The 15,072-nt window shown below is 71.5% G+C and carries 12 protein-coding genes; 7 read left to right on the top strand and 5 right to left on the bottom strand.

From position 1 onward, the window contains the following. Positions 1–14: 14 nt before the first annotated feature. The 3 genes from Adu01nite_RS46365 to Adu01nite_RS46355 are packed head-to-tail and all read right to left on the bottom strand — an operon-like array spanning position 15 to position 4,705. Positions 15–1,601 carry a hypothetical protein gene (locus Adu01nite_RS46365; RefSeq protein ID WP_203735810.1) on the bottom strand — a complete coding sequence of 529 codons (1,587 nt, stop codon included), beginning with the start codon at positions 1,599–1,601 and terminating at the stop codon, positions 15–17. Continuing rightward, positions 1,594–2,436, bottom strand: coding sequence for a hypothetical protein (locus Adu01nite_RS46360; RefSeq protein WP_203735809.1), 843 nt, complete (start codon positions 2,434–2,436; stop codon positions 1,594–1,596). Before Adu01nite_RS46360 ends, Adu01nite_RS46365 begins: the two co-directional genes overlap by 8 nt. Before the next feature lies 1 nt (position 2,437). Continuing rightward, positions 2,438–4,705 carry a glycosyltransferase family 2 protein gene (locus tag Adu01nite_RS46355; RefSeq protein ID WP_203735808.1) on the bottom strand — a complete coding sequence of 756 codons (2,268 nt, stop codon included), beginning with the start codon at positions 4,703–4,705 and terminating at the stop codon, positions 2,438–2,440. Between the two features lie 323 nt (positions 4,706–5,028). On the opposite strand from Adu01nite_RS46355, the gene egtA reads away from it, so the two are divergent. The 6 genes from egtA to Adu01nite_RS46325 all read left to right on the top strand — a co-directional run bounded on the left by egtA (position 5,029) and on the right by Adu01nite_RS46325 (position 10,614). Further along, positions 5,029–6,267 carry an ergothioneine biosynthesis glutamate--cysteine ligase EgtA gene (gene egtA / locus Adu01nite_RS46350; protein ID WP_203735807.1) on the top strand — a complete coding sequence of 413 codons (1,239 nt, stop codon included), beginning with the start codon at positions 5,029–5,031 and terminating at the stop codon, positions 6,265–6,267. After that, positions 6,267–7,565 (top strand): ergothioneine biosynthesis protein EgtB, encoded by a 1,299-nt coding sequence (egtB, locus tag Adu01nite_RS46345; protein ID WP_203735806.1) that lies wholly within the window; start codon positions 6,267–6,269, stop codon positions 7,563–7,565. Before egtA ends, egtB begins: the two co-directional genes overlap by 1 nt. After that, positions 7,565–8,311 carry an ergothioneine biosynthesis protein EgtC gene (egtC, locus tag Adu01nite_RS46340; RefSeq protein WP_203735805.1) on the top strand — a complete coding sequence of 249 codons (747 nt, stop codon included), beginning with the start codon at positions 7,565–7,567 and terminating at the stop codon, positions 8,309–8,311. Before egtB ends, egtC begins: the two co-directional genes overlap by 1 nt. Beyond that, positions 8,308–9,270, top strand: coding sequence for an L-histidine N(alpha)-methyltransferase (gene egtD / locus Adu01nite_RS46335; protein WP_203735804.1), 963 nt, complete (start codon positions 8,308–8,310; stop codon positions 9,268–9,270). Before egtC ends, egtD begins: the two co-directional genes overlap by 4 nt. A 67-nt stretch (positions 9,271–9,337) precedes the next feature. Continuing rightward, a complete protein-coding gene (gene sigK, locus Adu01nite_RS46330; protein WP_203735803.1) occupies positions 9,338–9,919 on the top strand; it encodes an ECF RNA polymerase sigma factor SigK in 582 nt (193 codons plus the stop codon). After that, the gene (locus Adu01nite_RS46325) at positions 9,916–10,614 is read left to right on the top strand and encodes an anti-sigma factor (RefSeq protein ID WP_239133221.1); all 699 of its coding nucleotides are present in this window, start codon (positions 9,916–9,918) and stop codon (positions 10,612–10,614) included. The genes sigK and Adu01nite_RS46325 overlap by 4 nt, the downstream gene beginning before the upstream one ends. Here Adu01nite_RS46325 and Adu01nite_RS46320 read toward each other — a convergent pair. Together Adu01nite_RS46320 and Adu01nite_RS46315 are read right to left on the bottom strand one after the other, a co-directional pair. Next, a complete protein-coding gene (locus Adu01nite_RS46320) occupies positions 10,609–12,081 on the bottom strand; it encodes a GGDEF domain-containing protein (RefSeq protein ID WP_203735802.1) in 1,473 nt (490 codons plus the stop codon). The genes Adu01nite_RS46325 and Adu01nite_RS46320 overlap by 6 nt on opposite strands. Positions 12,082–12,159: 78 nt before the next feature. Then, positions 12,160–13,635, bottom strand: a complete 1,476-nt coding sequence (locus Adu01nite_RS46315) for a GGDEF domain-containing protein (RefSeq protein WP_203735801.1) — start codon at positions 13,633–13,635, stop codon at positions 12,160–12,162. Between the two features lie 91 nt (positions 13,636–13,726). On the opposite strand from Adu01nite_RS46315, the gene Adu01nite_RS46310 reads away from it, so the two are divergent. Further along, entirely contained in the window at positions 13,727–14,497 is a 771-nt protein-coding gene (locus Adu01nite_RS46310) for an SDR family NAD(P)-dependent oxidoreductase (RefSeq protein ID WP_203735800.1), read from the top strand. Positions 14,498–15,072 lie beyond the last annotated feature (575 nt).

Raw genomic sequence — 15,072 nt, 5'->3', positions numbered from 1 at the left:
CCAGGTCAGAGCGGTCAGCCCTTCCTTAGGCGGCGCTTAAGGGCGCCGGCGAACTTCCGCGGGTTGCGGATCTTGGCAACCTTGGCGGTGACCTCGTGCAGCCGCATGGCCGGCGAGCGGCGCAGCGAGCGCAGGTCGTCGCGGACCGTCCGGATCTGCTTCTCCCGGGTGCGCAGGCTCTGGTCGCGGAAGCGCAGCGTGCGCTCCAGGCCGAAGACCTTGCCGGCCAGCTCGACCGCCTGGACCCGGGCGGTCTCCGCGTCGGCGATGACGGTGCGCAGGTCGGGCTGGTCGGTGGCCGGCTCGGCCACCAGGTCGGCGATCTCCCGGCCGCGCTTGAGGATCTCCGGGCCGGCGTCCACCCCGGACATGCTCAGCCAGGTGGCGACCAGGTCGTCGGTGCCGGTGATCCACGGCGGCCACGGGTGCCGGCGGTGCGCGCCGAGCAGGCGGTCCTTGAGCCGGAACCAGGCCGCGGCGAGCAGTTCCTTCTCATCTGCGGTGGTCTTGAGCTCGGTGACGCCGCGGACGAAACCGTCGCCCTCGGGGTAGAGGTCGTCGAGCAGGATCACGCCTTCGGCGTTCGCCCAGGCGCCGAGCCGGGCGGCGAAAGCCCGGAAGCCGGGTACGTCCTCGGCCGCGGCCAGCCGGAACAGCAGCGCCTCGGCCGACTCGGTGTCGGGCAGCCGCTTGCCGCCGCCCCCGGTGCTCACCGTCCATTCGGCGCCGTCGAGGTCGGCGAGCAGCACGCCGTCCCCGGCCGGGGCGTATGCGGTGTGGGTGGCGCCGCCGCTCGTACCGCGGATGGCGAGCCAGCCGGGTGCGACCGCGGCCAGCAGACCGGCCCGGGCGGCCGCGTCGGCGCCGCCGTCGACCGGGGCGAGCAGCGGGGTGTGCGCGGCGGTGGCGGCCAGCCCGGTGGTGGCCAGGCGGGCGCCGGGCCGGCCGGGCCGGGTGCCGGCCGCCGCGTCCGCGTCGAGCAGGGTGTGGATGGCACCGGCCGCGGTGTACGCCGCGTAGAGCCGGGTGGTGCCTTCAATCGCGGCCAGGACCTGGGCCGGCGAGGTGGGCCGGTCGGGGTCGTCGTGCAGCGGCCGCCACTCGTCGTCGCCGTGCCGTTCGTCGGCCGGGCGCCGATCGTAGAGGCCGGTGAGCGCGAATTCGTTCTCCACCGCGACTACCGCCAGGGCGTCATCGGTTGCTACTTCCCAGAGCGCGGCGGCCCGCTGCGGCCAGTTCAGCGCCGGCGAGTCGGCGCCCAGCACCCGGTCGAGGCCGTCGGCGGCGATCACCATGTCGAACTTCTCGGGCTTGGCCAGGACGAGGCCGTCCAGCGCACCGGTGATGATCGTCACGTGCTCGGCCGGCACCTGCGCGCGCAGCTCCTGGGCGTCGCTGACCGAACGGACCAGCACCGAGACGGCGGCGCTGCGGGCCGCGGCCAGCTCGATCACCTCGGCGGAGTGCGGGCCGGCCACCAGCGTCCGGTTCACCCGCTCCGGCAGCAGGTCGTCGAGCAGGGCCAGGAGCGTCGCCCCGCCGGTCGGGTTGCTGTCGGTCCACGGCTGAAGCTCGCCACGGACGATCTGCACGTCAGTCACGCTGGTTCCAATCGAAGAGCATCCGCATCTCGGCGGGCGGCATCACGAACTGCTTGCCGAGTTCGTCGTCGGTGATGGCCCGGGCGGTGGCCAGGTCGATGTCCTTGCCCAGCATGTCGCCCCAGAGCCGGGCGATGCGGGTCTGCCCGCCGAAGAGCGGGTTGTCGCCCTCGAGCTCCATCGCGTCGCCGTAGACGGCGGGGGTGCAACCGGCCGCGACGCCGTAGAAGATCGCGGTCGCGAGGCGGTTGCTGGCCACCCGCTTGAACCGGCGGAACGCCTTGAGCTGCTTGTAGAGGAACTTCCGGTCGGTGCCCTCGTAGTTCCAGCCGCGCTTGCCGAAGCAGATCACCTCGAAGCCGGCCTCCTCGTACGAGCGGCGCACCTCGGGCCGTTCGTACTCGGTGTAGTAGAGGCTGATCGTGACCGGCTCGGTCTCGGTCTCCTTGATCTCGTCGATCAGCCGCTGGTGATCGCCGTGGATCTTGGCACCGATGCCGGGCGCGTCCCACCCGTGGAACAGGAACCACAGGGTGCCCTTGCGCTCGGACTCCTTGACCTTGCCCAGCTCGGGCTCGAGGTCCATCAGGTAGAGCATCGGGGCGCCGGTCACCGCGTAGGCGCGCCGGCCCAGCGAGTGGCCGCGGCGGCGGGGCGCGTCGCTCCACACGTAGCGCCAGGCGCCGTCGAAGAACTCGTGCGCCGGGTTCCAGCCGCAGCCCACGTTCCAGCCGTGCTGAAGGTAGCCGGGGATGCGCGGCGGGAAGTCGTCGGGCAGGCCGCAGTAGCGGGCCAGGATGTGCTGCTGGCCGTAATACCAGTTGTGGTGATGCACGTCAGTCCGTTTCGAGGTGCAGGATGCCGGAGCGGGAGCGCAGCAGGAACGCGCCGACCGGCAGCGGAAGCCCGGTCAGCATGAACGAGTCGGTCTGCACGGCGTACGGCGTGTGGTTGCCGGGCACCGCGAAGAGGGTCCAGTTGTACTCCTCGTCGCCGCCGATCATCTCGGTGACGTCCGCCTCGGCCGACCAACGCCCGCCCTCGACGGTCAGCCGGCCCGGACCGTCGATGCCGTCGTCGGAGTTGGGCAGGAACCGCCGCCAGGTGACCGCGTCGTAGGAGACGCCGGGCCAGACCGGGCCGGAGATGGTCAGCCGGTCGCCGTCGGTCTCGATCCGGTCGGCGGTGACCCGCAGCGGGCCCTCGACCAGGTTGAGATATTGCCCCGGGGACCGGGTCAGGCTGATCACCCGGTCGCCGCGCGGCGCCAGCACCCCGTGCTGCAGGCCGGTGACCAGCAGCAGCATCTTGTCCTCGCCGTCCTGCACGCGCGGCACCATGATCGTGCGGTCGAGGAACGGGTCGTCCGGGTTGACCGTGTCGATCAGGTCGGCGAACGCCACCTTCGCCTCGAACTCGTCCATCGCCACCGTGCGCTGCCGGGGGATCCGGGCGGCCGGGCTGCCGCCACCGGCCCGGGTGCGCTGCAGCGGCACCCGGATGTCGCCGGCCGAGCGGGCCAGCTTCAGCTCGGGCGCGGCCATCCGGGACGGGACCCGGCCCTTCAGCACCAGATGGTCGCCCTCGACCTCGGCGCCGGTCAGCTCGGCCGTGCCCTCGCGGACCTGCAGGGTGAGCCGGCCGTTCGGGGTGCGGACCGGCTGGAACCAGCGGTCGCCCACCCACCCGCCGCTCGGGTACTCCAGGGCCGGTGCGACATGGCCGCGGCGGCGCACCCAGCCGCTGCGCAACTCGACCGAGAGCCAGACCGATTTCGCCCAGCCGGGCAGGCCGGTCAGCATCGCGCGCGGGATGCGGGTCTCGAAGGTGGTCCGCGGGTCGTCGGTCTCGACGATGGTGACCGCCAGGCGCTGCGAACGGCGGCCGCAGACCAGCGAGATCCGCACCGCCATGGCCGGGTCGGCGGGCAGGTGCATGATCTCGGCGGTGCCGCGCAGCACCAGGTCGTCGCCGTCCCAGCTCAGTTCGCGGACCGTGGCGCGGGCGTCGATCTCCTCGCGCGGCAGCCGGTAGATGGCGGCCGGCAACTTGGAGTCGCGCAGGCCCGGGTACTGGCTTTCGTAGATCCAGGGCAGCGACGGGTGCCGCCGGGCCGGGACCTCCATGGCGCCCTCGGCCCGGGTGCGGGCCAGGCGCCGCAGCAGCTTGGCGTCGCCGGCCTCGAGCGCTTCGTATTCCAGGCGCTGGAACGTCGGCACCTCGGCGACGATGTGCGGGTCGAAGCGCGAGCTGAGCCGGCGGCCGAGCGCGACCAGCGGGTCGAGCTCGTCGTCGTCGGCGGTGGCGAACGCCTGCACGATGGTCGCGAGGTCGATCTCGGCGAGGTGCTTCTGCACCCGGTCGCGCACCTCGGGCGCGCGTTTCAGCAGGTCGAGCACCATCTCGGCCGAGGTGACCCGGTCGGCGAGGTTGCCGTACTGGAACTTCAGCTGGGTGATCGACTCGCCGGACTCGCGCTCGCGCCAGTAGTAGACCGGGGCGGCCAGCGCGTCGACGGTGATCGCGTCGAGGTAGGCACGCAGAGTGATCGGATAGTCCTCGTACCGAATGGCCGGGAATTCGTAGGTGAACTGATCCCAGAAGGTGCGGCGGTAGACCTTGTTCCACACCATCCGGTCCAGTGCGAGGGCCGGGTGCTCATAGACGTCGGTGACCGGTTTGTCGGTCGCGAACGGCTTTCGGTGAACATACGACTGACGTACGCCGGAGGTGTTGTTGAATCGGCGGGCGTTGCCCGCCGCGATCTGCGACGCGGTCTCGTCGAGGGAGCGCACCATGATCTCGTACGCGTGCCGCGGGACCAGATCGTCGCTGTCCACGAAGGTCAGGTAATCGCCCTGCGCGTGGGTCACCCCGGTGTTGCGGGCCGGGCCGAGACCCTGATTCTCCTGGGTGATCAGGCGAAACCGTTTGTCGCGGGCACAGAAGTCGAGGGCGGCGTCGACGCTGTCGTCCTTCGAGCCGTCATCGACGAGAACGACCTCGAAATCACCGAATGTCTGGCGGGCGAGCGAATCGAGGCAGTCCGCGATGTATCGCTCGACGTTGTAGAACGGAACGACGATGCTGAGCCGGGGGGTCACCGCTCTCCCCGGACGAGTCGGGTCGGCAGGGCACGAAGACAACGACACAGCATGGGCACAGATCCTACCGGGTGCGGGCTTGGCGGAAATTCGCCCGGTCGGGCACCACCGGAGTCGGTCTTACGAGTAAATCGGTGACACACCGTGACGATTGCCGCGCCTCAGCCGGTGACGCACGTCACTGGGGTGACAAATCCGCAGGAAGGACCCCGTATGGCTGCGGTCCGGACCATCCGCGTTCCCGAGTTTGTCGTACCCCCGTCGTAGCGTCGGCTACCCAGGTAATCGAGACCCTACGTTTCGTAACGACGGGAGTCCGTCAGATGACGACGCTCGACCACGACGCCGCCGCGGCCACCAGCCGCCTGCTGCGTACCCAGGAGGAAGTGGAGGCGCACATCCGCGCCATCTGCTTCAAGACCGGCCCACCCACGCTTGTCGGAGCCGAGCTGGAATGGACCCTTCACCACGCGGCCGCACCCCATGCGCCGCTCGACGCCGCCACCGTGCGGCAGGCCCTCGGCCGGCACACGCCGGCCGTTCTTGCTGATACCGGTCAGCCGACGGCCTCCCTGCCGGGCGGCGGCTCGATCACCATCGAACCGGGCGGGCAGATCGAGATCTCCTCGGCGCCGGCCACCTCCCTCGCCGCGCTGCATGCGGCGGTCAGCGCCGACCTCGACCACCTCACCGCCCTGCTGGACGGCGGCGGACTGGCGCTCGGCGAGCACGGCATCGACCCGTACCGTTCGCCGCGCCGACTGCTGAACACCCCGCGCTACGCGGCGATGGAACGCTTCTTCGACGCCCGCGGCCGGCACGGCCGCGCCATGATGTGCAGCACCGCCGGCCTGCAGGTCTGCCTCGACGCCGGCCCGGCCGACGAGTTGCCCCTGCGCTGGCGCGCGGTGCAGGCCCTCGGGCCGCCGCTGGTCGCCCTCTTCGCCAACTCCGCCCGGTATGCCGGGCGCGACACCGGGCTCGCGTCGGCCCGGATGGCGGCCTGGTGGGGCATGGATCCCCGGGTCACCCATCCGGTGGTGGGCCGGCCGGACGACCCGGCCGCCGGCTGGGTGCGGTATGCCCTGGCCGCTCCCCTGCTCTGCGTGCGGCGCGACGGCGACTTCTGGGACCCGCCACCGGGCGCCACCCTCGGCGACTGGGTGAACGGCACGCTGGGCGTCCCGCCGACCGCCGACGACGTCGAGTACCACCTGAGCACGCTGTTCCCGCCGGTGCGGCCGCGCGGCTACCTCGAGGTGCGCTACCTCGACTGCCAGCCCGGCGCGGACTGGATCGTGCCGGTCGCGATGGTCACCGAGCTGTTCGCCGACCGGCACACCACCGAGCTCGCCCTGGAGATCGCGGCGCCGGTGGCCCAGCGCTGGCACCCGGCGTACCGGTCCGGCCTGGCCGATCGCCCGCTCCGGCGGGCCGCCGCGGCCCTCGCCGAGCTGGCCGGCCGCCGCCTCGAGCACAGCGACCTGCCCGCCGCCGTCCGCAACCACGTCATCGAGACCGCCGACCGGCGACTCGCCGCCGGCCGAGCCGAGGAGCAGTGATGACCCACGAGACCGAACGCCTGCGTGAGCTCGTCGCCACCGAGCTGGGCCGGGCCCGCGACCGCACCACCCTGCTGACCGAGACGGTCGACGACGGCGACCTGAGCCGGCAGCACTCACCGCTGATGTCCCCGCTGGTGTGGGACCTCGCCCACGTCGGCAACCAGGAGGAGCTCTGGCTGGTCCGCGACGTCGGTGGACGGGAGCCGGTGCGCCGCGACATCGACGAGCTGTACGACGCGTTCAAGCACGCCCGCCGCGACCGCGTGCAGCTGCCGCTGCTCGACCCGCGCGAGGCCCGGCGCTACGTGGCGACCGTTCGCGACAAGGTGCTCGACGTGCTCGACCACGCCCCGCTCGAAGGGACGCGGCTGGTCGAGCGGGCCTTCGCGTTCGGCATGATCGTGCAGCACGAGCAGCAGCACGACGAGACCATGCTGGCCACCCACCAGCTGCGGACCGGCACGCCGGTGCTGTCCGCGCCACCGCCGCCGGCCCCGGCCGGCCGGGTCACCGGTGAGGTCCTGGTTCCGGCCGGGGCGTTCACCATGGGCACCAGCACCGAGCCGTGGGCGCTCGACAACGAGCGGCCGGCCCACCAGGTCGTTCTCCCGGCCTTCCACATCGACCGGGCGCCGGTGACCAACGGCGAATACCTGGCGTTCATCGACGCCGGCGGCTACGACGATCCCCGCTGGTGGACCACCGCCGGCTGGGATCATCGCCAGGCGGCCGGGCTGGTCGCGCCGCAGCACTGGGTGCGCGACGACGCCGGTTGGCTGGTCCGGCGCTTCGGCCGGGTCGGCCCGATCAATCCGGACGAGCCGGTCGTGCACGTCTGCTGGTTCGAAGCCGCCGCCTACGCGGCCTGGGCCGGGAAACGACTGCCCACCGAGGCCGAGTGGGAGAAGGCCGCCCGGTGGGACCCGGCGACCGGCCGATCCCGCCGCTATCCGTGGGGCGACGAGTCACCCGGCCCGGAGCACGCGAACCTGGGCCAGAGTCACCTGCGACCGGCCGAGACGGGCGCCTACCCGCTCGGTGCCTCGCCGCTCGGCGTCCACCAGCTGATCGGCGACGTCTGGGAGTGGACGTCCTCCGACTTCCACCCCTACCCCGGGTTCGCACCGTTCCCCTACCGGGAGTATTCGGAGGTCTTCTTCGGCCCCGACTACAAGGTGCTGCGCGGCGGTTCGTTCGGCACCGACCGGTCGGCGGTCCGGGGCACGTTCCGCAACTGGGACTACCCGATCCGCCGGCAGATCTTCAGCGGGTTCCGCCTCGCGCGGGACGCCTGATGTGCCGGCACCTCGCCTATCTCGGACCACCCGCACCGCTCGCCCGCTGGCTGATCGACCCGCCGCACTCGCTGGTCCACCAGTCGTGGGCGCCGCGCGACATGCGCGGCGGCGGCACCATCAACGCCGACGGCTTCGGGGTGGGCTGGTTTCCCGCCGGCGGCGGCGTCGTGCGCTACCGCCGGCCCACCCCGATCTGGAGTGACACCACGCTGCCCGCCCTCGCCGCCTCGGTCACCTCCGGGGCGGTGCTGGCCGCGGTCCGCAGCGCCACCACCGGCATGCCGGTGACCGAGACGGCCGCCGCCCCGTTCGGCGACGACACCTGGCTGTTCAGCCACAACGGGGTCGTCGCCGGCTGGCCCGGCACGGTGGCCGAACTGGCCGGCGCGCTGCCACCGGAAGACCTGCTCACCCTGGCGGCGCCGACCGACGCGGCGCTGCTGTGGGCGCTGGTCCGCGACCGTCTCCGGGCCGGCACCCCGCCGGCCGCCGCGGTCGCCGGGGTCGTCGCCGAGGTCGAGGCGGCCGCCCCCGGCTCCCGCCTCAACCTGCTCCTCACCGACGGCGCGACCCTGGTGGCCACCACCGCCGGGCACGCGCTGTCGGTCCGCTCCGACGCCGGTGCCGTGCTCGTCGCCTCCGAGCCGCTCGACGTCCACCCGGCCTGGCGCCCGGTCCCCGACCGCACCCTGCTCGTCGCCACGGCCACCGCCCTCCGCACCACTCCGTTGGGAGAACGATGACCCTCGAAGTCCACCTGGACGCCGACGACCTGGCCCGCACCCTCCGGGCCGACGTCCGTACCGGTCTGACCGCCACCCCGAAGACGCTGCCGCCGAAGTGGTTCTACGACGCCCGCGGCAGCGAGCTCTTCGAGCAGATCACCGAGCTGCCGGAGTATTACCCGACCCGCAGCGAACGCCAGATCCTCACCGACCGGGCCATCGAGATCGCCCGGCACACCCGCGCCCGCACCCTCCTCGAGCTGGGCTCCGGCTACTCGACGAAGACCCGCCTGCTGCTCGACGCCCTGACCCTGGCCGGCACCCTGACCACCTACGTCCCGATGGACGTCTCCCCCACCGCGCTGACCGCGGCCACGGCCCGGATCGGCGCCGACTACCCCGGCCTGCGGGTGCACAACATCGTCGGCGACCTGACCCGCCACCTGAAACACCTGCCCGGCGGCGGCGACCGGCTGGTCGCCTTCCTCGGCGGCACCATCGGCAACCTGCTCCCGGCCGAACGCGCGACCTTCCTGGACGACCTCCGCGCCGTGCTCGAACCGGGCGAACACCTCCTGCTCGGCACCGACCTGGTGAAGAGCCCGAGCATGGTGGTCCCGGCCTACGACGACGCCGCGGGGGTTACCGCCGACTTCAACCGCAACGTGCTGCACGTGCTGAACACCAGCCTCGGCGCCGACTTCGACCCGGACGGTTTCGCCCACGTCGCGCTGTGGGACCCCGACCACGAGTGGGTCGAGATGCGGTTGCGGGCCCGCTGGCCGATGCGGGTCACCATCCCCGGCGTCGACCTGGTGGTCGACTTCGAGGCGGGCGAGGAGATCCGCACCGAGGTCTCCGCGAAATTCCGCCGCGACGGCATCGAACACGAGCTGGCCGAGGCCGGTTTCGACCTCGACCACTGGTGGACCGACCGGGACGGCCTGTTCGGGGTCTCGCTGGCCCGGGCGCGGTAACCCATCCGTCGACCCATCCGGCACGGCCCGAGCTCCGAATGGGGGTTAACGACGACGGAGGGGCCCCATGGGCGAACGCGCCATCAGCCGTGTTCCGGACGCGCCCGGAACCACGCCGGACGACCTGTTATCGGCCGTGGCACGCGGCGACGAGCAGGCCTTCGGCAAGCTCTACGACCTGGTCGCGCCGCGGGTGTACGGCCTGATCCGGCGGGTCCTGCGTGATCCGGCGCAGGCCGAGGAGGTGGCCCAGGAAGTGCTCGTCGAGGTCTGGCGGACGGCCGCCCGCTTCGACCCGGCGCGCGGCTCGGCCACCGCGTGGATCTGCACGATCGCGCACCGCCGGGCGGTCGACCGGGTCCGGGCCGAGCAGGCCGCCGCCGACCGCCTCGAGTTCGTCGGCCGGGCCGCGGTCGACATCCCGTACGACGCGGTCGCCGACGAGGTGTCCGGCCGGCTCGAACGCCAGCAGGTACGCCGCTGCCTGTCCGGCCTGACCGAGCTGCAGCGCCAGGCGGTGACCCTCGCCTACTACCAGGGCCACACGTATCCGCAGGTGGCGGCGTTACTGGGCGCTCCCCTGCCAACCGTGAAGACCCGGATGCGGGACGGCTTGATCCGCCTGCGCGATTGTTTGGCGGTGTCATGACCACGCCGGATGTGCACGGGCTGATCGGCGCCTACGTGCTGGACGCCCTCGACGACATCGAGCGGGCGGCCTTCGACCGGCACCTGCGCGAATGCCCGATCTGTCAGGGCGAGATGGATGAGTTGCGGGAGGCGGCCTCCGAACTGTCCGGAGACGCGTGGTCGGTGCCACCACCGGCGTTGCGCGGCAATGTCATGGCCGCGATCACGGCCGTACCCCAGCAAGGGTTTGTTCCGGATTTTAAGAAGCCCCGAAAGAAGCCGCGCCTGCTGATCGCCGCGGCCGCCGCGGTTCTCGCGGCGGGCGGCGCGGTCTATGCCGTTCAGGAGCATCGGGTACGGGTGGAGCAGGCCCGCGCCGATGAGGTCACGGCGTTGCTGTCGGCACCCGACCTCCTGGTCCGCGACGAGCCGGTGAACGGCGGCGGCACCGTCACCGTGGCCGTCTCGAAGCTCCGCAACGCCGGCCTGATCACGCTCGCCGCCGACGCCGCCCCCAGCGACGGCCGGGTCTACCAGCTCTGGACGATCCGCGAGAAGGTCCCGGTCCCGGCCGGCACCCTGGTCCCCGGCCAGACCACGACCATGCAGATCGTCGAGGGCATCGACGGCGCCTCCGACGTCGGGGTCTCGATCGAACCGCCCGGCGGCTCGGCCGTCCCGACCATGCCCCTGGCGGCTGCCGTGCACCTATAGAAGAGCGGGTGCGTGCACGGCGTACCCCGAGGTGCGGTTCTGCTTGGCCTGATACATCGCCAGGTCGGCCCGGTGCAGGAGGGCGTCCGCGTCGTCCTCGCCGGGCAGCGCGAGCGCGATGCCGAAGCTGGCCTGCGGCTGCACCGCGATGTCCCCGATCGCCACCGGTTCCTGCATGGCGTCGATGATCCGCTTGACGACGGCGATCGCGTTGTCGGGCGACGCGATGTTGTGCAGGACGATGGCGAACTCGTCGCCGCCGAGCCGGCCGACCACGTCGGTGCCGAACACGTTGTTGCGCAGCACCCGGCCGAACGCGACCAGCAACTGATCCCCGGCCTCGTGCCCCATCGTGTCGTTGACCTGCTTGAACCCGTTCATGTCGATGAGCACGGCGGCGACCGTGTTGCCGCCGCGGCCGGCCCGGGCCACCGCGATCCGCAGCCGCGCGTACAGCTGCCGCCGGTTGACCAGCCCGGTGAGGGTGTCGGTGGTGGCCAGCTCATGGTTCTCGCGCAGCGCCACGATCTGCCGGGCCACCACCACCGAGGTCATCGCGACCGCGCCGAGCACCAGCCCGACCGTGCGCATCGGGTATTCGTGCACGGCGAACACCAGCAGCGCGTAGCCGAGGCCCATCGCGATGTACGGCAGGCGGGCGGCGGTGCGCGCGACCGGGTCCTCCATCCGCAGCCGGTGGTTGCCGGCCTCCCGGACCTGCTCGTAGGCGGCCATCGCCAGCAGGAACGGCCCGGTCATCCAGCAGGTGTACTGCCAGGTGTCGGACGCGATGACGTGGTCGAGCTGGAGCTGCCGGTAGCCGAAGTAGGCGTCCCCGACGACCAGGGCCAGCATCGCCAGGGTGATCATGATGGCCGGCCGCCGGACCGACGCCGAGGCGCCGCGCAGCAGCAGGACGGTCGCCCCGAAGATCATCACGAGGTCGAAGGACGGGTAGGCGATCGCCGCCGCGAGGGCGTTGCCGGAGATCTTCTCGGCGTTGTCGACGTTGGCGCCGGCCTCGAAATACCAGAGCAGCATGCCGCTGCCGATCATCACGAGCGCGGTGTCCAGCCACATCTTGTGCCGGGTCCGGTTGCCGCGGGTCCGCAGCGGCAGGGTCAGCAGGCCGGCCAGCAGCACCGGCGCGAACACGAGCCGCAGCGTGTCACCCGGGGTCGGGAAGCTGCCGTCACCGGGGACGATGCTGCGCACCGCGCCCGAGACGACCAGCAGCAGGTAGGAGAGCGCGATGATGCCCCACGCCCGCCGGCTGCGCCGGTCGAGTCCGGGGTGCCACCACGCCCGGACCGCCAGGACGACGCCGAGCACCCCGTAGATCGCGTTGAAGACCACGATCTGCCACGGTGCCTGACCTTCCGGGGCGGGCCAGGCGAACTGGCTGCCGATGCAGAAGGCGAAGCTCGCATAGAGCAGGTAGGCTCCCCACCGCCACAGCTGAGCCATCGGTTCCTCCCTCGGGGCGGCCGGTCCGCCCGGCCTGTCAGATCGGTCACGTGTCCTGTCGGCTGAGAACAAGGCAGGTCAGACACTTTCGGGTACGTGTACCGCGTACCCCGTCGTGCGGTTCTGCTTGGCCTGGTACATCGCCAGGTCGGCCCGGTGCAGCAGGGCGTCCGCGTCGTCCTCGCCGGGCAGCGCGAGCGCGATGCCGAAGCTGGCCTGCGGTTGCACGGCCGTGTCGCCGATCCTCACCGGCTCCTGCATGGCCGCCATGATCCGGTTGACCACGGCGATCGCGTTGTCGGCCGTCGCGATGTCGTGCAGCACGATCGCGAACTCGTCGCCGCCGAGCCGGCCGACCACGTCGGTGCCGAACACGCTGGCCCGCAGCACCCGCCCGAACGCGACCAGCAACTGATCCCCGGCCTCGTGCCCCATCGTGTCGTTGACCTGCTTGAACCCGTTCATGTCGATCAGCACGGCGGCGACCGTGCCGCGCCCGCGGGACCGGGCCACCGCCATCCGCAGCCGGTCGTACAGCAGCCGCCGGTTGACCAGCCCGGTGAGCGTGTCGGTGGTGGCCAGCTCGTGGTTCTCCCGCAGCGCGATGACCTGCCGGGCCACCACCACCGCGGTCATCGCGACCGCACCGAGCACCAGCCCGACCGTGCGCAGCGGGTAGTCGTGCACGGCGACCAGCAGCAGGGCGTATCCGAGGCCCATCGCGATGTACGGCAGCTTGGCCGCGGCCCGGGCGGCCGGGGCCTCGATCCGCAGGCGGTGCCCGCCGGCCTCGCGCACCTGGGTGAACGCGGCCATGCTGAGCAGGAAGTGCCCGGTGATCCAGCAGGCGTACTGCCACCGGTCCGGCGGCACGTCCCCGAAGTGGCTCTGCCGGTAGCCCAGGTAGGCGTCCCCCACCACCAGCATCACCATCGCGACGGTGATCAGGATGGCGGGCCGGCGGACCGACCCGGCCGCCCCGCGCAACAGCAGCACGGTCGCCCCGAAGATCATCACGAGGTCGAGCACCGGGTAGGCCAGCGACGCGGCGAGCGTGTCCCGCGCGATCGACCCCGCCTTCGCGTCCACCTCGACGAACCACAGCAGCATTCCGCCGCTGATCATCACGAGCACCGTGTCCAGCCACACTTTGTGCCGGGTCCGCCGCCCGCGGGTCCGCAACGGCAGTGTCAGCAGCCCCGCGAGCAACACCGGCGCGAACACCAGCCGGAGGGTGTCACTGGGCGTCGGGAAGTGCACCCCCGACGGGAAGATCCCCCGGAGAATCCCGGAGACGGTCAGCAGCACGTACGAGATCGCGATGATCCCCCACGCCCGCCGGCTGCGCCGATCAAGCTCCGGATGCCGCCACGCCCAGACCGCCATCCCGATGCCGACCAGTTCGAAGACCGGCATGGCACCCATCAACTGCCAGGGCGGGGTGGCCCCGCGCACGGCCCGCCCGGTGAGCAGGGTGCCGATGACGACGGCAAGAGCGGCGTACATGAGCACGGCGCTCCATCGCCAGAGCTGAGCCGTCCGTGGCTGCCTCATCGGGCCCTCCCCCGGGCGGTCGATCCACCCGGCTTTCCGATCGGCCGTCCGTAGCGCACCCTGCGGATTAGCCCGGTCATAAGCCGGGTGCATGACCGCCATCAGCAACAACACCTTCCCCGCGGCGCACGCCGACCGCAGAGTGGAAGCCATGCGACGCATCGTGGTGACCGGCGCGGCGTCCGGCATCGGCGCCGCCGTGACGTCCGCCCTGCGGGCGCAGGGCGACGAGGTGGTCCCGCTGGATTCATCGGCGGAGGCCCCTTTTGACGTACGCGATGAGCAGTCCTGGTCCGACCTGGCGTTGTCGTTGTCCGGCGCCCCGCTTCACGGCTTGGTCAACTGCGCCGGCGCCACGTGGCGGGCCCGCCTGGGCGAGGTAAGAGCCGCCGACTTCGAGCGGATCCAGGCGGTGAACGTCCTGGGCCCACTACTGGCCATCCAGGCGCTGTCCCCACTGATGCCCCGAGGCGCGTCGATCGTGAACGTGGGTTCCCTGGCCGCCGTGCAGGGCCACTACCCGGTGGCTTACACGGCCAGCAAGTGGTCGCTGCGCGGCTTGACCCACACCGCATGCCTGGCCCTGGGCCCCGCCGGCATCCGGGTGAACATCGTCCACCCCGGTTTCATCGACACCCCGATGACGGCGTCGGCGTCCCCGGCGTTCCGGGAGGCAAGCATCGCGGCAACTCCACTGGGCCGCCCCGGAACCCCGGCAGAGGTGGCAGCCGTAATCACCTTCTTGTTGAGCGACGCAGCCGCCTACGTAACCGGAGCCGAAATCCCGGTAGACGGCGGCACAAGCTCCCACGGCGGAGCAAAGCCCATCTCCGACGCCCTGTTCCAACAGCCAAGCACCTAGATCACAGCGCCGACCGGCAAGCTCACCGGCGCCTTCGAAGTGCCGCCCGGTGTTCAGCACAGCAGCGCCGCACAGTCATCAATCGCGTCACAACTAACTTTCCACCGCCGGGCACCGCCGGGCACCGCCGAGCACCGCCGAGCACCGCCGAGCACCGCCGAGCACCGCCGAGCACCGCCGAGCACCGCCGAGCACCGGTCATCTCGCCCGAACCGCAGGCCCGATGTCAAGATGAGAAGTTTCCTTCTCCGCATTCATCGCTTTTCCGCGGCGGAGATTTGTTGTTTCTGTGCTTGATCACGCAACCATTTTCCCACACGGCATGGCTTCCGAAATTGGCATGATCAATGCTTAGCGGAGGCCATGCGGGGCACGGGAGAATATATCCATGCGATACCAGCAGATTCAGCTGTTCAATCGGGCGGAAACTGCTGCGATGCGCGATCGCGCGAAAGCACGGAATTATTCGCCGGCAAAAGAGGAATTTCGCCGGGATCACGCGCGTCGGCGGAATTGGGGGCTTGTTCGGCGTCATGCGCGGAAGTTGTGCCGGTCAGATGGTTGCTCCCGCCGGC

Origin of the sequence: Paractinoplanes durhamensis (genome assembly GCF_016862175.1) — a bacterium.
GTDB lineage: Bacteria > Actinomycetota > Actinomycetes > Mycobacteriales > Micromonosporaceae > Actinoplanes > Actinoplanes durhamensis.
The sequence above is the reverse complement of the archived record's forward strand: the minus strand, read 5'-3'. Positions and strand labels throughout refer to the sequence as shown.

What these genes read in the sequence shown, in the direction of transcription:
- Adu01nite_RS46325 (WP_239133221.1), top strand. Translation starts at nt 9,916, where the DNA reads ATGACCACGCCGGATGTGCACGGGCTGATCGGCGCCTACGTGCTGGAC.
- sigK (WP_203735803.1), top strand. Translation starts at nt 9,338, where the DNA reads ATGGGCGAACGCGCCATCAGCCGTGTTCCGGACGCGCCCGGAACCACG.
- Adu01nite_RS46315 (WP_203735801.1), bottom strand. Translation starts at nt 13,635, where the DNA reads ATGAGGCAGCCACGGACGGCTCAGCTCTGGCGATGGAGCGCCGTGCTC.
- Adu01nite_RS46310 (WP_203735800.1), top strand. Translation starts at nt 13,727, where the DNA reads ATGACCGCCATCAGCAACAACACCTTCCCCGCGGCGCACGCCGACCGC.
- egtB (WP_203735806.1), top strand. Translation starts at nt 6,267, where the DNA reads ATGACCCACGAGACCGAACGCCTGCGTGAGCTCGTCGCCACCGAGCTG.
- egtA (WP_203735807.1), top strand. Translation starts at nt 5,029, where the DNA reads ATGACGACGCTCGACCACGACGCCGCCGCGGCCACCAGCCGCCTGCTG.
- Adu01nite_RS46320 (WP_203735802.1), bottom strand. Translation starts at nt 12,081, where the DNA reads ATGGCTCAGCTGTGGCGGTGGGGAGCCTACCTGCTCTATGCGAGCTTC.
- egtC (WP_203735805.1), top strand. Translation starts at nt 7,565, where the DNA reads ATGTGCCGGCACCTCGCCTATCTCGGACCACCCGCACCGCTCGCCCGC.
- egtD (WP_203735804.1), top strand. Translation starts at nt 8,308, where the DNA reads ATGACCCTCGAAGTCCACCTGGACGCCGACGACCTGGCCCGCACCCTC.